This window comes from Streptantibioticus parmotrematis, from assembly GCF_019890615.1.
In the GTDB taxonomy this organism is placed as follows: domain Bacteria; phylum Actinomycetota; class Actinomycetes; order Streptomycetales; family Streptomycetaceae; genus Streptantibioticus_D; species Streptantibioticus_D parmotrematis.
Window position 1 is genome coordinate 1 of record NZ_JAINVZ010000002.1, and the last position, 15,371, is coordinate 15,371.

At 72.1% G+C, this 15,371-nt stretch carries 17 protein-coding genes and 1 tRNA gene; 14 read left to right on the forward strand and 4 right to left on the reverse strand.

Features of this window, described 5'->3' with window-relative positions; translation table 11 throughout:
- A partial coding sequence (locus K7472_RS02675) for a sensor domain-containing protein (RefSeq protein WP_222973564.1) occupies positions 1–675 on the reverse strand: 675 nt, incomplete at its 3' end.
- Positions 676–911: 236 nt separating this feature from the next.
- Between K7472_RS02675 and K7472_RS02680 the strand changes: the two genes are divergently transcribed.
- From K7472_RS02680 to K7472_RS02735, 12 genes are all read left to right on the forward strand, one after another.
- Positions 912–1,328: an NADH-quinone oxidoreductase subunit A gene (locus tag K7472_RS02680; protein ID WP_372457891.1), complete on the forward strand. Its 417-nt coding sequence runs from the start codon at positions 912–914 to the stop codon at positions 1,326–1,328.
- Entirely contained in the window at positions 1,319–2,002 is a 684-nt protein-coding gene (locus K7472_RS02685; protein WP_222973565.1) for an NADH-quinone oxidoreductase subunit B, read from the forward strand. The genes K7472_RS02680 and K7472_RS02685 overlap by 10 nt, the downstream gene beginning before the upstream one ends.
- Entirely contained in the window at positions 1,999–2,901 is a 903-nt protein-coding gene (locus tag K7472_RS02690) for an NADH-quinone oxidoreductase subunit C (RefSeq protein ID WP_222973566.1), read from the forward strand. Before K7472_RS02685 ends, K7472_RS02690 begins: the two co-directional genes overlap by 4 nt.
- On the forward strand, positions 2,901–3,863 hold the full coding sequence (locus tag K7472_RS02695; protein ID WP_222973567.1) for a complex I subunit 1/NuoH family protein: 963 nt from the start codon (positions 2,901–2,903) through the stop codon (positions 3,861–3,863). Before K7472_RS02690 ends, K7472_RS02695 begins: the two co-directional genes overlap by 1 nt.
- On the forward strand, positions 3,860–4,516 hold the full coding sequence (locus tag K7472_RS02700; RefSeq protein WP_222973568.1) for a NuoI/complex I 23 kDa subunit family protein: 657 nt from the start codon (positions 3,860–3,862) through the stop codon (positions 4,514–4,516). The genes K7472_RS02695 and K7472_RS02700 overlap by 4 nt, the downstream gene beginning before the upstream one ends.
- The gene (locus K7472_RS02705; protein WP_109448637.1) at positions 4,513–5,058 is read left to right on the forward strand and encodes an NADH-quinone oxidoreductase subunit J family protein; all 546 of its coding nucleotides are present in this window, start codon (positions 4,513–4,515) and stop codon (positions 5,056–5,058) included. Before K7472_RS02700 ends, K7472_RS02705 begins: the two co-directional genes overlap by 4 nt.
- Positions 5,058–5,486 (forward strand): NADH-quinone oxidoreductase subunit NuoK, encoded by a 429-nt coding sequence (gene nuoK, locus K7472_RS02710; RefSeq protein ID WP_222973571.1) that lies wholly within the window; start codon positions 5,058–5,060, stop codon positions 5,484–5,486. The genes K7472_RS02705 and nuoK overlap by 1 nt, the downstream gene beginning before the upstream one ends.
- Positions 5,483–7,519: an NADH-quinone oxidoreductase subunit 5 family protein gene (locus tag K7472_RS02715; RefSeq protein ID WP_222973573.1), complete on the forward strand. Its 2,037-nt coding sequence runs from the start codon at positions 5,483–5,485 to the stop codon at positions 7,517–7,519. The genes nuoK and K7472_RS02715 overlap by 4 nt, the downstream gene beginning before the upstream one ends.
- Positions 7,520–7,522: 3 nt before the next feature.
- Positions 7,523–9,082 (forward strand): complex I subunit 4 family protein, encoded by a 1,560-nt coding sequence (locus K7472_RS02720; protein ID WP_222973575.1) that lies wholly within the window; start codon positions 7,523–7,525, stop codon positions 9,080–9,082.
- On the forward strand, positions 9,082–10,668 hold the full coding sequence (locus tag K7472_RS02725; protein WP_222973577.1) for an NADH-quinone oxidoreductase subunit N: 1,587 nt from the start codon (positions 9,082–9,084) through the stop codon (positions 10,666–10,668). The genes K7472_RS02720 and K7472_RS02725 overlap by 1 nt, the downstream gene beginning before the upstream one ends.
- A gap of 298 nt (positions 10,669–10,966) precedes the next feature.
- Entirely contained in the window at positions 10,967–11,827 is an 861-nt protein-coding gene (gene htpX / locus K7472_RS02730; protein ID WP_222973579.1) for a zinc metalloprotease HtpX, read from the forward strand.
- The gene (locus tag K7472_RS02735; protein WP_222973582.1) at positions 11,824–12,216 is read left to right on the forward strand and encodes a YccF domain-containing protein; all 393 of its coding nucleotides are present in this window, start codon (positions 11,824–11,826) and stop codon (positions 12,214–12,216) included. Before htpX ends, K7472_RS02735 begins: the two co-directional genes overlap by 4 nt.
- A gap of 170 nt (positions 12,217–12,386) precedes the next feature.
- Here the strand turns inward: K7472_RS02735 and K7472_RS02740 are convergent, their stop codons facing one another.
- On the reverse strand, positions 12,387–12,875 hold the full coding sequence (locus tag K7472_RS02740; RefSeq protein WP_222973584.1) for a YajQ family cyclic di-GMP-binding protein: 489 nt from the start codon (positions 12,873–12,875) through the stop codon (positions 12,387–12,389).
- Between the two features lie 220 nt (positions 12,876–13,095).
- On the opposite strand from K7472_RS02740, the gene K7472_RS02745 reads away from it, so the two are divergent.
- Positions 13,096–13,177 (forward strand) — tRNA-Tyr (locus tag K7472_RS02745).
- Between the two features lie 216 nt (positions 13,178–13,393).
- On the opposite strand, the gene K7472_RS02750 is transcribed toward K7472_RS02745, so the two are convergent.
- Together K7472_RS02750 and K7472_RS02755 are read right to left on the reverse strand one after the other, a co-directional pair.
- Positions 13,394–13,813, reverse strand: a complete 420-nt coding sequence (locus K7472_RS02750) for a hypothetical protein (protein ID WP_222973585.1) — start codon at positions 13,811–13,813, stop codon at positions 13,394–13,396.
- Positions 13,814–13,842: 29 nt separating this feature from the next.
- Positions 13,843–14,292: a hypothetical protein gene (locus K7472_RS02755; protein ID WP_222973586.1), complete on the reverse strand. Its 450-nt coding sequence runs from the start codon at positions 14,290–14,292 to the stop codon at positions 13,843–13,845.
- Positions 14,293–14,800: 508 nt separating this feature from the next.
- Here K7472_RS02755 and K7472_RS02760 point away from each other — a divergent pair.
- Entirely contained in the window at positions 14,801–15,235 is a 435-nt protein-coding gene (locus tag K7472_RS02760) for a lamin tail domain-containing protein (RefSeq protein ID WP_308013744.1), read from the forward strand.
- Positions 15,236–15,371: the final 136 nt, after the last annotated feature.

The following is a 15,371-nucleotide window of genomic DNA, read 5'->3' on the forward strand; positions in this document are numbered from 1 at the left end:
CTCCGCGATCCGCCGTTCCAGCTCGTCGGAGGGCGAGAGCAGCGCGCGGGCCATCGCCCGGTCGGCGTTGGCCAGCCCCCGCGCGACCCACGGCAGCACCGGCCAGCCGACGATGACCAGGACGAGCATCAGGACGAACGTGAGGATGCCCCACGGCAGCCGGATCACGAAGTACAAGGCGTGCCGCCAGGCCACCGGATCCTTGATCGACGACCACAGCCAGCCGAAGAACCCCAGCCGCCCGGCCCGCAGCGGCCTCGGCTCGTCGATGCGCACACCCAGCAGCCCGCGCACCCGGCGCCGCTCCAGCCGTCCCAGCCCCCGGCACCCGGCGAGCCCGCCCGCCAGCAGCGGCAGCCCGATCACCGTCACCGACAGCCCGGCGCCCAGCGACAGCAGCACCACCACGTAGAGGAAGCCGAACAGGTCCACGGGGAAATTGAGCAGTAGGTGCGCGACTTCCTTCCACGTCGCGCCGCTGAACGTCCGGGCGGGCGGCAGCGGAGCGTCCCCCTGACCGGAGCGGCCGGACGGACCGGTGGCGAACGGGTCGGGGGCGGACGAGTCGGTGGCGGACGACCCCGCGCCGGACAGGCCCGCGCCATCGAAGGCGCCGGAAGCGCCGGAAGCGCCGGAGCGGCCGGTGGAGCCGGCGGGAGTGGACGGGGTGTTCATGCGCCCAGACTGCCCGGACGCGGGGCCCCGGCGCCATGGGGAGCGTGGGGTGACGCGGGTGGGGTTTTCCCTACCGGCCGCCGCCCGCGGTTCCCCTCGTCCTCGCTCACGCAAGGCAGGCTCTAGACTCCCGTGCGTACAGATCGTCTAAAGATTCGCCCAGGTGGCTGGACGGATACTGGGCGGACCCGACCGTATGCCGGTGGGGTCCCGACCGTGACGGATGAGGGGTGGACGTGCCGGAGTCGACCGTGGCAGCCGCGCGCGCCGAGAGCTACTTCGCCGAGAGCTACTTCCACACCTACTCGGTGGTGGGCCTGGTGGCGGTGGTCGGCGTGCTCTTCGTCGCCGTCGCCTTCGCGGCCGGTCACCTGCTGCGGCCGGTGGCGCCCACCCGCGAGAAAATGCTCACGTACGAATGCGGCGTCGACCCGGTCGGCGAGGGCTGGGCCCAGACCCAGATCCGCTACTACGTGTACGCGTTCCTCTACGTGATCTTCGCGGTGGACGCGATCTACCTGTTCCCCTGGGCCACGGTCTTCGCCGCGCCGGGATTCGGCGGCACGACTCTCGTCGAGATGTTCGTCTTCATCGGCTTCCTCGCCGTCGGCCTGCTGTACGCATGGAAGAAGGGTGTCCTGGAATGGACGTGAACCAGGACCACGCATCCGCCTCCGCCACGCCGGACCCGACCCCCGCGGCCGGGGCCACACCGGTGTACCTGCCCGAGCCCAAACGCCTGGGCACGCTGGCCCGGCTCGCCCCCGAGCCGATGAAGGTGGTCCTCAACTGGGGCCGCCGCTACAGCCTGTGGGTCTTCAACTTCGGCCTCGCCTGCTGCGCGATCGAGTTCATCGCCGCGTCGATGGCCCGGCACGACTTCATCCGGCTCGGCGTAATCCCCTTCGCGCCCGGCCCCCGGCAGGCCGATCTGATGATCGTCTCGGGCACCGTCACCGACAAGATGGCCCCGGCCGTCAAACGGCTGTACGAGCAGATGCCCGAGCCGAAGTACGTGATCTCGTTCGGCGCGTGCAGCAACTGCGGCGGCCCCTACTGGGACTCCTACGCGGTCACCAAGGGCGTCGACCAGATCATCCCGGTCGACGTCTACGTGCCCGGCTGCCCGCCGAGGCCCGAGGCGCTGCTCCAGGGCATCCTCAAGCTCCAGGAGAAGATCGCCCGCGAGTCGCTGGGCGAGCGGTACGGGAACGCCGCCGGGGCCACGGACGCCGCCGCGGTCGACGCCGGTGCGCGTCCGTCCGCCGCCGCGCTCGGCAGCGGCCTGGTCGCCGCGCCGCCCACGCCGGGGGAGGAGCAGCGGTGAACGGCTTCGACCGGCTTCCGGACGCCGCCGCCGAGGTCTTCGGCGAGGGCGCCACGGCCGAGGAGGCGTACGGCCTGCTCACCGTGGACGTGCCCGCCGCGTCCTGGATCACGGCCCTCCAGGCCGCGCGCGACACGCTGGGCTGCACGTACTTCGACTGGCTGAGCGCGGTCGACGAGCCCGGCACGGGCTTCCGTATCTGCGCCCACCTGGCCGCCCTGCCCGCCTCCGGCACGCCGCTGCGGCGCCTGGTGCTGCGCACCACCGTCCCGCACGAGGCGCCGGAACTGCCGACGGCCACCGGCGTCTACGCGGGCGCGGGCTGGCACGAGCGCGAGACGTACGAGATGTTCGGCGTCGCCTTCACCGGCCACCCGCACCTCGTTCCGCTGCTGCTGCCGGAGGGCTTCGAGGGGCATCCGCTGCGCAAGGACTTCGTGCTCGCCGCCCGGGTCGCCAAGGCGTGGCCCGGCGCCAAGGAGCCGGGGGAGTCCGACCACGGCGGCCCCAAGCGCCGCCAGATGCTGCCGCCGGGCGTCCCCGACCCGAACGAGTGGGGACCGCTCAAGGGCCAGCTCCCGCCCGCGCCCGCCCGCCCGGCCCGTGGCGCCCGCGCGGCGGCGGCCCCCGGCGAACGCCCGGCCCGCCGCACCCGCAGCGTCAGCCAGGGTTCCGCGAGCCAGCAGGCGGCGGCAGGCGGCGAGGCCACGCCCGAGGCGGAGTCCACGCCGCCCGCACGCCCCACCCCGCGCAAGCGCCCGTCCGACGCCCCCTGGGCCCAGCAGACCGACCAACCGCAGACCGAGCAACCCCAGACCGAGCAACCGTCGCCCGAGGAGCCGAAGGCACCCGGTGCCGGGGACACCCCGCCCGAGACCGGAGAGGGAGGCGAAGCCTGATGGACAGCACGCTCGACGTCGTCCTGCGGCTGGTCGCCGTCCTCGTCGTCTTCCTCGTCCTGCCACTGGTCGTCGGCCAGACCGAGCACAAGGTGATGGCCCACATGCAGGGCCGTCTCGGCCCGATGTACGCGGGCGGCTTCCACGGCTGGGCGCAACTCGTCGCCGACGGTGTGAAGTTCGCGCAGAAGGAGGACGTCGTCCCGGCCGCCGCCGACCGCCGCGTCTTCCAGCTCGCCCCCGCTGTCGCCCTGCTGCCGTACCTGCTCGTACTGATCGCGATCCCGGTGGGCCCGCACGGCTTCGTCGGCGAAGCGGTCGACGCCGGGCTGTTCTTCGTGCTCGCCGTGATGGGCGTCGGCGTGCTCGGGTCGCTGATGGCGGGCTGGGCGTCGGCGAACAAGTTCTCCCTGCTCGGCGGTGTGCGCACGGCCGCGCAGCTGATGGCGTACGAAGTGCCGATGCTGCTCACCGCCGCCTCGGTCGCGATGGCCGCCGGCACCGTCTCGCTGCCCGGCATCCTGGATGCCTTCCACTGGTGGTGGATCCCCTGGCAGATCGTCGGCGGGCTGGTCTTCTTCACCGCGGGCCTGGCCGAGCTGCAACGCCCGCCGTTCGACATGCCGGTGGCCGACTCCGAGATCATCTTCGGCGCCTACACCGAGTACACCGGGCTGCGCTTCGCGCTGTTCCTGCTCGCCGAGTACGCGGGCATCGTCGTGCTGTGCGCGCTGACCGCCGTGCTCTTCCTCGGCGGCTGGCACGGGCCGATGTCCGGCAGCCTCGGCTGGCTGTGGACGCTGGTCAAGACCGGCCTGCTGGCGTTCGTCGTGATCTGGCTGCGGGTCAGCTACCCGCGGCTGCGCGAGGACCAGTTGCAGAAACTCGCCTGGACGATCCTGATCCCGCTCTCCCTCGCGCAGATCGCGCTCACCGGCGTCGTCAAGGTGGTGATCTCATGAGTCCGGTCCCCGGCCGTGGCCTGGCCAAGGGCCTCGCCGTCACCCTGCGCACGATGACCCGGCGTTCGGTCACCGCGCAGTACCCCGACGCGCAGCCCGAACTGCCGCCGCGCACCCGTGGCGTCATCGGCCTGTTCGAGGAGAACTGCACGGTCTGCATGCTGTGCGCCCGCGAGTGCCCCGACTGGTGCATCTACATCGACTCCCACAAGGAGACGGTGCCGCCCGCCGCGCCCGGCGGACGCGAACGCAGCCGCAACGTCCTCGACCGCTTCGCCATCGACTTCGCGCTGTGCATGTACTGCGGCATCTGCATCGAGGTGTGCCCCTTCGACGCGCTGTTCTGGTCGCCGGAGTTCGAGTACGCGGAGACCGACATCCACGAGCTGACCCACGAGCGCGACAAGTTGCGCGAGTGGATGTGGACCGTCCCCGCGCCGCCCGCGCTGGACCCGGCGGCGGAGGATCCCAAGGAGATCGCCGCCGCCCGCAAGACCGCCGACAAGCTCGCCGCGGAACAGGCCGCGCAGGCACAGCAGGCAGAGCAGGCGCAGGCCGGTACGCAGGCGCAGGCCGACGACGGCACGCAGGCCGACTCGCCGCAGGCTCCCCAGGGCCCGCAGGCCGAACCCCCGCAGGAGGGCGACGCGTGAACCTCGCCGCCGCGCATCCGGGCTTCCTGTCCCCGACCGGGGTCGAGGTCGCCTTCGTCCTGGTCGGGCTCGCCACCCTCGGCGCCGCCCTGCTCACCGTGACGACCCGCCAACTGGTGCACGCCGCCTTGTGGCTGGTCGTCGCGCTCGGCGGGCTCGCCGTGGAGTACCTCCTGCTCACCGCGGAGTTCATCGCGTGGGTGCAGGTGCTGATCTACGTCGGTTCCGTGGTCGTCCTCCTGTTGTTCGGGCTGATGCTCACCAAGGCGCCCATCGGCCGCTCCCCGGACGCCGACTCGGGCAACCGCTGGGTGGCGCTCGCGGTGGCCGTCGCGGCGGCCGGGACCCTGGTCTGGGTGGTGGTGGACGCGTTCCGCACCACCTGGATCGACCTGGGCGGCCCGGCCCAGGGCTCGACCGAGGTCACCGGCGCGATCCTCTTCCGGCACTGGGTGCTGCCGTTCGAGGCGCTGTCGGTGCTGCTGCTCGCCGCGCTGGTCGGCGCGATCGTCCTGTCCAAGCGCACCGGCAGGGAGCGCTGATGCACCTCGCCTATCCGGCCGTCCTCGCGGTCCTCCTGTTCTGCGTCGGCCTGTACGGCGTCCTCGCCAGGCGCAACGCGATCCTGGTGCTGATGTCCGTCGAGCTGATGCTCAACGCCGTCAACCTGAACCTCGTCGCGTTCGACGTCTGGCTCCGCGACACGCTGCACGCGGGCCAGGCGCTCACGCTCTTCACCATCACCATCGCCGCCGCCGAGATCGGCATCGGGCTGGCGATCGTGCTGCTCGTCCACCGCAACCGTGGGACCTCGGACGTGGACCAGCTCACCGACCTCGCCGACACCGGCACCGAACCCGGGCCCGTGCACTTCGGCGGCCCCGGCTCCGCCAGCATCGCACCCGGCACTGACAATCCCGATGAAACCACCGCCGACCAGGCACTTCCCGCCAGGGGGCAGACCGCGTGACCCTGACGACCCTCGCCGTCCTCGTCCCCCTGCTGCCCTTCCTCGGCGCCGTCGCGGGCCTGCTGCTCGGCCGCACCGCGCCCGGCTTCGTCCGGCCGCTCGCCGTGCTGCCGACGCTGCTCGCGTTCGCCCTCGCGGTGACCGTCGCCGTCCGGCAGGGCACCGGCCCGGCCACCGACGCGGGAACGCGGCTGACCCCGACCGGCTCGGTCCCCGTCGACCTCGCCGTCCACCTCGACGGCTTCTCGGTACTGATCGCCGTCCTCGTCACGCTGGTCGCCTCCTGCGTGCAGATCTACTCCACCGGCTACCTGCGCGACGACCCGCGCTACTCCTCGTACGCCGCCCTGGTCTCGCTCTTCACCGCCGCCATGCTGCTGGTCGTCTACTCCGGCGACCTGATGGTGCTGCTGGTCGGCTGGGAGGTCATGGGCATCTGCTCGTACTTCCTGGTCGGCCACTACTGGGAGACGCCGGAGGCGCGGGCCGCCTCCCTGAAGGCGTTCCTGGTGACCAAGCTCGGCGACGTGCCGTTCCTCATCGGCATCTTCGCGCTGGGCGCCGACGCCGGGACGTTCCGGATCAACGGCGTGCTGACCGCGGCCGCCTCCGGGCAGCTGCACCACCCCACCCTCATCGCGCTGCTGCTGCTCGGCGGCGTCGCGGGCAAGTCGGCGCAGTTCCCGCTGCACACCTGGCTGCCCGACGCGATGGCCGGTCCCACCCCGGTCTCCGCGCTGATCCACGCGGCCACCATGGTCGCCGCCGGCATCTACTTCGTCGCCCGGCTGCTGCCGGTCTTCGAGCTGTCCTCCGCCGCCCTGGCCGTCCTCGCCGCGATGGCCGCCGTGACGATGATCGGATCGGCGCTGTCGGCCCTCGCGCAGGACGACATCAAGCGGGTGCTCGCGTACTCCACCATCGGCCAGCTCGGCTACATGGCGGGCGCCCTCGCCGTCGGCAACCGCTCGGCCGCCGTCTTCCACCTGCTCACCCACGGCGCGTTCAAGGCGCTGCTGTTCCTCGCCGCGGGCGTGGTCATCCACGCGGCGGGCACCAACTCGCTGGCCACCATGTCCCGCATGCGGGACTTGCGCTCCCGGGTGCCGGACGCCATGTGGACGATGGCCGTCGCGCTGGCCGCCCTCGCCGCCCTGCCGCCGTTCTCCGGCTTCTTCTCCAAGGAGTCGGTGCTGCGTGCCGCCGAGTACGCGGCCGAGGGCCACCAGGCCCACGTGCCGTCGGCGGTCGGCTGGACCGTACTGGTCGCGGGACTGCTCACCGCCCTGCTGACCGCCGCCTACGCGACGCGCCTGTTCCTGCTCGCGGGTTCACCTCCGCAGACGCGGAGAGCACGTCAGCAGCGCGATGGCGAGACGAGCGTACCGGCCCCCACTGACAACCACTTCCGCACGCCGGTCGTGATGAACGCCGTCCTGTGGCTGCTCGCGATCCCCGCGCTCGCCCTCGGCGTGACCGCGGGCAAGCTGCCGCAGTGGTTCGACGGCACTTCACTGGCGCCCACCCTCGCCACCTCCGTCCTCGGCGTCGGCCTCGCGCTGGTCGGCGTGCTGGTCACGTACGCCGCCTGGCGGCACACCGAGACGCGCGCCAACCGGGTGCCGATCGGCGCGGTCGTCGCGCCCGACAGCGTCGAGCCCGCCGCCACCGAGGCCGCCGCGATCGCCGCGCACCCCCAGGTGTACGGCGACATCGCCGGCGCGCCCGACCCCGCCGACCCCGGACGCCTGCTGCTCGGGCCGCTGCACCGGTACGCCGTGCACGGCTTCGGCCTCGACGTGCTCTACAGCAAGGCGTTCGTCCGCCCGGTGCTGGCCGCCGCGGGCCTGGTGCGGTTCCTGGACCGCGAGGTCGTCGAGACCTACGTGCGCACCGCGGGCGGCGTCCCCCGGCTGCTGGGCCTGCTGGTGCGCCGCGCCCAGACCGGCAACGTGCAGACCTACCTCAGCGTGCTGCTCGGCGGCTCGGTGGTCCTGGCCGTCCTCGCCGTCCTCGTCGCCAGCGGAGCGTGAGCCGTGAACCACACCGTCCTTCAGGTCCTGCTCCTGGCCGTCGTCGTCCTGCCGCTGCTCGGCGCCCTCGGCGCGCTGCTGCCCGCGCCCCCCGGACTCAAGGGCCGCGACCCCGAGCAGGCGGTGCTGCGCCACGGCGTCCTGGTGACCGGCGCCGTCCTCGCGCTGTCGATCGCGCTGGCCGTCGGCTTCGACCGCGCCCAGCCGTCCCGTATGCAGGGCACCACCGACGTCAGCTGGATCCCGGCGCTGCACATCCGCCTCCACCTCGGCGTGGACGGCGTGTCGTTGCCGCTGATCGTGCTGACCGCGCTGCTCACCTTCCTGTGCGCCCTGCACGCGTACTACAAGATGCCGGAAGGCCCGACGGCCAAGGCGTTCGTCGCGCTGATCCTGCTGCTCGAAGGCGGCACGCTCGCCTCGTTCGCCGTGCTGGACCTGATCCTGTTCTTCCTGGCGTTCGAGATGGTCCTCATCCCGATGTACTTCCTCATCGGACGCTGGGGAGGCGACGGCAGGGAACGCGCCGCCTTCCGCTTCATCCTCTACACGCTGCTCGGCTCCGTCGTCATGCTGCTCGGCCTCCTGCTCGTCGGGTTCAAGGCGGGCACCTTCGACATGGTGACACTCGCCACTGACAAGGGATCGGGCCTCAGCCACAGCACGCAGATCATCGCCGCCCTCGCCATCGGCCTGGGCCTGGCGGTCAAGGCCCCGATGTGGCCGCTGCACAGCTGGCTGCCGGACGCCCACACTGCCGCGCCGACCACCGGCTCGGTCCTGCTCGCCGGTGTACTGCTGAAAATGGGCACCTACGGCTTCGTCCGCATCGTGCTGCCGATCACCCCTTACGGCGCGCACACCTTCGCGCCGTATCTGGCGGCGTTCGCGGTCGTCGGCATCCTCTACGGCTCGCTGGCCTGCCTCGCGCTGGCCCGCCAGGGCGCCGAGGGCGACCTGAAGCGGCTCATCGCGTACTCCTCGGTCGGCCACATGGGCTTCGTACTGCTCGGCATCGCCACCCTCACCCCGACCGGCGTCAACGGCGCGCTGTTCGCCAACGTCGCCCACGGCCTCATCACCGGCCTGCTGTTCTTCCTGGTCGGCGCGGTCAAGGAGCGCTACGGCACGACCGACCTCGACCGGCTCTCCGGAGCCACCGGCGCCGCGCTGTACGGCGCCGCGCCACGCCTGGGCGGCCTGCTGGCGTTCGGCGCGGTCGCCTCCCTCGGACTGCCGGGGCTGGCCGGGTTCTGGGGCGAGATGCTGTCGATGTTCGGCGCCTTCCGGCCCGCCGCCGGGCTCGATCGCGGCGCGTATCTGACGTATATGACGCTCGCCGCCTTCGGCACGCTGCTGACCGCCGGCTATCTGCTCGTCGTCGTGCGGCGCGTATGCATGGGCGAGCGCGACGCCGAGGCCCGGGTGCTCACCGACGTGCACGGCTACGAGTTCGCCGCCTGGACGCCGCTGGTCGCCCTCACCGTCCTGGCCGGGCTGTGGCCCGCCGCCCTGCTCGGGCTGACCAACCCGGCCGTACGCACCCTCCTCGGAGGCAGCTGATGACCGAACTCGCCTCCGGCGTGGTGCAGTCCGTCGACTGGATCGCCGTCGCACCGCCCGCGATCACCGCGGTCGTCGCGCTGGCCGTCCTCGTCGCCGACCTGTTCGTGCCCGCCGCGCGCAAGCCCGTGCTCGGCTGGGTGTCGGTCGGCGGCCTGGTGCTCGCCCTGCTGTCGCTGCTACCGCTGACCAGCGGTGACCGGTCCACGTTCTGCGTCGTGGGCCGGGCGGGCCAGTGCAGTTACGTGGCCGATCACTTCACCGTCACCGTGCAGCTGCTGGTGCTCGGCGGCGCGCTGCTGACCGCGTTGCTGTCGCTGCACAACGCGGACGACCTGCCGCCCGGCGAGTTCTGGTTCCTGCTGCTGTCGTCCGCCGCGGGCGCCGCGCTGCTGCCCGCTTCCCGGGACCTGGCCACCCTCGTCGTCGCCCTGGAGGTCACCTCACTGCCGTCGTTCGCCCTGGTCGGGCTGCGGCGCGGGGACCGGATGTCCGGCGAGGCGGCGCTGAAGTTCTTCCTGTCCTCCGTGACGGCGACCGCGGTCACACTGCTCGGCGTCAGCTTCGTGTACGCGGCGACCGGCTCCCTGCACCTGAACGCCGTCGCCGTGGGCCTGGCGCACGGCACCGGGCAGCTGACGGTGCTGGCCAGGACCGGCGTGATCCTCACTCTGGTCGGCTTCGCCTTCAAGCTGGCCGTCGCGCCCTTCCACTTCTGGGTGCCGGACACCTACGCGGGCGCGCCGCTGCCGGTCGCCGCCTACCTGTCGGTGGTCGGCAAGGCCGCCGGGTTCTCCGGGCTCATCCTGGTGTCGGTCATCGCGTTCCGCCCGTACGCGGACGTGTGGGGGCCCGCGGTCGCCGTGCTCGCGGCGCTCACCATGAGCGTCGGCAACGTCGCCGCCCTGCGCCAGCGCACCGGCCACCCGCGCAGCGCGGTACGGCTGCTGGCCTGGTCGTCGATCGGGCAGGCGGGCTACCTGCTGGTGCCGCTCGCCGCCGCCGGGTACGCCGCCGACCCCGCGCACGAGGTCGGCACCACGGTCGCGTACGCGCTGATGTACGCGGTGGTCAACCTCGGCGCGTTCGCGGTGGTCGCCCTGGTCGCCGGGGCGCGGCGGATCGAGGACTTCCGCGGGCTGTACGCGACACGTCCCGCGGCGGCGCTCGCGCTGGCGTTCTTCCTGCTGTGCCTGGCGGGGCTGCCGCCCGGCGTGATCGGGCTGTTCGCCAAGGTGGCGGTCTTCTCCACGGCGGTGGACGCGGGCCTGGGCTGGCTGGCGGTCGTCATGGCCGTCAATGTGGTGATCGCCCTGTACTACTACCTGCGCTGGACGGCGCTGCTGTTCGCGCGGCCCGCCACCCGGACGGCGGATTCCGGCGCGGCGGAGGCCGCCGAGGCCGCCGAGGGCGTACCCGCCGCGTCCGACGTGTCCGGTGCGTCCGGAGCCGTCGCCGTGCCGCAGGCGCCCGGCCGGGTGCCGGTCTCCCTGACGGCCGCGATCGCCCTGGCCGCGCTCGTCGGCGTCGCCCTGTCGGGCGCACCGCAGCTCGTCCTGCGCTTCGCCTCCGGCAGCCTCTTCTGAGCCCAGCCGTCGTCTGCTGAGCCCAGCGGCCCGCCCGCTGCGCCCGGCCGTCGCCCTGCTGAGCGCCACCGGCGACCGCTGAGCCGGGCGGTCGCCCCCTGACCGCCGTCGCCGCTGAGCCTCCGCGACCGCTCGCCGAGCCCCGCCGCCGGTTGCCCGCCGCCCGCCCCGGCTCCCCCGCCCAGCGTGACCGGGCGGCCACGGGGCGGGAACCCCAGCCCTCCGCGTGGCGTTGACCAGTACAGGAGGGTCCACTGGAAGGTGGAAGAGGATCCCGCGTACGTCTGGGAGGGCGACCGTGCACCGCCGGCACAACGGGCTGAAGACCGCCGTACTGCTCGGAGCGCTGTCCGCGATCATCCTGATCGTCGGCAGCTTCTTCGGCCGTACCGGACTCCTCGTCGCCCTGGTGATCGCGCTCGGCACGAACGCGTACGCGTACTGGAACAGCGACAAGATGGCGCTGCGCGCGATGCGGGCCCGCCCGGTCAGCGAGTTCGAGGCGCCGGCGCTCTACCGGATCGTGCGCGAGCTGTCGACCACCGCCCGTCAGCCCATGCCCCGGCTCTACATATCGCCGACCGAGGCCCCCAACGCGTTCGCCACCGGCCGCAACCCGCGCAACGCCGCCGTCTGCTGCACCGAGGGCATCCTGCGGATGCTGGACGAGCGCGAGCTGCGCGGCGTCCTGGGCCACGAGCTGAGCCACGTCTACAACCGCGACATCCTCATCTCGTCGGTCGCGGGCGCGCTCGCGTCCGTGGTGATGTTCCTGGTCAACTTCGCCTGGCTGATACCGATCGGCCGCTCGGAGGACGACGAGGGCCCTGGCATCATCGGGCTGCTGATGATGATGGTGCTCGGCCCGCTGGCCGCCGGGCTGATCCAGCTCGCGGTCAGCCGCTCCCGGGAGTACGAGGCCGACGCCTCCGGTGCCCGGCTGACCGGTGACCCGCTGGCGCTCGCCTCGGCGCTGCGCAAGCTCGACGCGGGCACCCAGCGGCTCCCGCTGCCCCCCGAGCCGCGCCTGGAGACGACCAGTCACCTGATGATCGCGAACCCGTTCCGGGCGGCCGACGCCTCGAAGCTGTTCTCCACCCACCCGCCGATGGCGGACCGCATCTCGCGGTTGGAAGAAATGGCAGGTTGGCGACCATGAGGACGATTCTCAACGTCATCTGGCTGGTCCTGTGCGGCCTGTGGATGGCCATCGGGTACGCGGTCGCCGGGATCGTGATGTTCGTGCTGATCGTGACGATCCCGTTCGGCATCGCCGCGTTCCGCATCGCGGGCTACGCCCTGTGGCCGTTCGGCCGCACGACGGTCGAGCGACGCGACGCGGGCGTGGGCTCGCTCATAGGCAACGTGATCTGGCTGGTCCTCGCGGGCATCTGGCTGGCCATCGGCCATGTCGTCACCGGCATCGCGCTGTGCTGCACGATCATCGGCATCCCGCTCGGCATCGCCAACTTCAAGCTGATCCCGCTGTCCCTGATGCCGCTGGGCCGCGAGATCGTGCCGACGGACGCGCCGTTCGCGACCCGCTGACGCCTGAACGGAGCGGACGCGTGAACGGTGGCCCGTTGACCGGGCGGTCTGAACGGCGGCCCGCCTGAAGTGGCGACCTGAACGGCGGCTCGCTGACCGCGCGGGTGGCGGCGCCCGGCGGGGCCGACGCCGCCGGGCGCGTGCGCCGGGCGGCGGCGGGCCGCCCCGGGTCAGCGGTAGTTGACGAACTGGAGGGCGAAGTCGAGGTCCTTGCCCTTCAGCAGCGCCTGCACGGCCTGCAGGTCGTCGCGGCTCTTGGAGGTGACGCGCAGCTCCTCACCCTGGACCTGCGCCTTGACGCCCTTGGGGCCCTCGTCCCGGATGATCTTGGCGACCTTCTTGGCGTTCTCCTGGGAGATGCCCTCCTGGATGGAGGCGAAGATCTTGTACTCCTTGCCGGAGGCCTGCGGCTCGCCCGCGTCCAGGGCCTTCAGCGAGATGCCGCGCTTGACGAGCTTGGTCTCGAAGACGTCGAGGATCGCCTTGACCCGCTCCTCGGAGTTGGCCCGCATCTCGATCTTCTCGCCCGACCAGTCGATCGAGGCGCCCACGTTCTTGAAGTCGTAGCGCTGCGCGATCTCCCGCCCCGCCTGGTTGAGGGCGTTGTCGACCTCTTGCCGCTCGACCTTCGAGACGATGTCGAAACTGGAGTCGGCCATGTTCAGTTGGCTCCTTGTGTGAGGTGTGTCAGGGTGCGCCGGATGCGTCGCGACTGCGTCGGGCGGTACGGCAGGGCCGCGCGCCCACAGCCGCAAGCCTAGCCACCGCGGACCGCCCCGGCGCAGATCAACCGGGTGGCGGACCACCCCCTGGCATCAGGTATCGTTTACGTCGTCGCCACGGAGCGCCGCACTGAGCGGTCCCGGGGTGATTTTTCCCGGCGGTGTGCCCGAGTGGCCAAAGGGAGCAGACTGTAAATCTGCCGGCTCAGCCTACCCAGGTTCGAACCCTGGCGCCGCCACATGGAAAACAAGACCCCGTGTGACCTGCTAGATCTAGCAGGTCACACGGGGTCTTCTCGTTGGTGGGGCAGTCGTGCCGCCGGGCGGTGGGCCTTGCGCGCCGCGCCGATCAGGCGGTTCACGCGCCTCCCGGATGCCCGGGGCGGCTGGGCGCCGCCGTCGTGGCCGGGCGGGTGCACAGCCTCCCGGGGGAGCAGTGGCGCCGCTGCGGGCCCTCACCGCTGGTGGGCCCGCAGCGGTGCGGTGGGGGCGGTCCGGCGGGTGCGCCGGGCGGTGATCATGCTGAGGATGCCCGCGACGAAGGTGACCGCGAGGCCGAGGGTCATGATGACGTTGCCCGTCACCGTGCCGGGGTTGTGCGAGGTCAGGTTGGGGGTCAGCTGACCCGCCAGGCCTCCGACGCCGACGATCCAGAACGCGATGAACACCGCGAAGACCGGATGCCACCACCACTTGGCGGTGACCGCCGTCAGCAGCCCGAACACGATGAGGAACAGGATGCCGGGCGGGAAGCCGCCGAACTTGGCCGGGTCCGCGAACCACTGGACGACCAGGCCCAGGATCCCGACGAGCAGACCGCCGAGCGAGACGAGGGTGCCGCGGCTGTGACGAAGCGGCTGAAGCGTACGAAGCATGATGGATCCCTTCACGGGTGGAACCGGGGTCAACGGGACGCGCGGCGGGCGTACCGGGCCGAGCGGGCCGCGAGGGTCACGAGGACGGCGGCGGCGACGAAGCCGAGCATCTGGAGCCAGCCGGCGGTGAAGTCCAGCACCTGGCCCGGCTCGACCAAGTGGGACGCGAACGCGGAGTCGGCGAACCCGCCGAAGACGAAGAACGCGCACATGGCGATGACGAGCGGCGGGACGAACCGCCACCACACCAGCGCCACCACCGCGGCGAACGCCAGGTCGACGAACGGCCCCGGCCCGTCGTAGCCGGTCGCCTCGTCGCCGATCGCGGCCAGGACCAGCGCCACGCAGGTGGCGATGAGGAGGGTCCGGTGACGGCCGTGGGCCCGGCCGATCGCCGTTCTGGCCGTGGCCTCGTCGCGTCGCGGTGTCCTCGCCGGGTCCGGCGAGCGCCGTTCGCCGGTCGATGTCCGCACGGTCACGGGACGGCCTCCTTTGCCGAGAGGGTGGTGGGGTGGGTTGCTGACTCCCACCATCCTCATCGGGCGTCGCCGTCACGTCGTCGTATGGCGGGCGGCTTCCTGCGTACCCCCCTCGGCGTACGGCCCCCGGCCGCGATGTCTCCGGCCCGAGTAACCCGGGCAGACCTCCTGTGGGTTACTTGTGGGTCCCCCAGAACGCCGTCGCGCGGTCCCGGGGGCTCGAGTCGGCACCCCTGGTGACCTGCTCGCCTTGCCGCGCAAGGGTCCGTGTACCCGGTGTTGCGCGGCGCCGTCCGTACGCCGGGGCGCGCGTGCTCCGCTTGACCGGGTTGTGCATATGTCCGTGTTGTGTAACGCGGCCATCCAACCTTCAACATCCGGGCGTTCGGCACGACAAAGTGAGAGCCCTCGGCAACACGCCGGGATTTCGCACCATTTGGCACCGTCGCGAGGCTGTGCCCGCCCAAGGGGGTCTCACGTTATGTCCCGACTGTCACTCCGTCTTGCCGTGACCACCGCGGCCGTCGCCGCGATCGCCGCCTCCGCGGCCCTGCCGGCCGTCGCCGCTCCGCACACCCCGCACGCGCCGGCCCCGCGTCCCGCGGTCGCGATCACCAAGGTGCGGGCCGAGGGGCCCGGCACCAGCCGTTCGGCCCGGAGCCTGGACGCCGAGACGGTCACCCTCACCAACGAGGGCCGCACGTCCGTCAACCTCAAGGGGTGGACCCTCTCCGACACGGCCCTGCGGCACACCTACCGCTTCGGCAACGTGGTCCTGCGGGCGCACCAGTCCGTCGTCGTCCACACCGGCCCGGGCCGCAACACCGCCCGCGACCTCTACCAGGGCTCGCGCGGCTACGTGTTCAGCAAGCGCTTCGACACCGCTACGTTGCGCGACAACCACGGCAAGGTCGAGTCGGTGAAGGTCTGGGGGCACCGTTGATCAATAGTTGATCAACCACTGATCAGTCATTGATCAATGGTTGAGTGAGAGACGGCCGCCGCCCTGACCGGTCGGCGGGGGCCGCTCCTCCACGGTGAACAGCTGCGCGCCACGGCCCACGAGGGAGGGCCGTGGC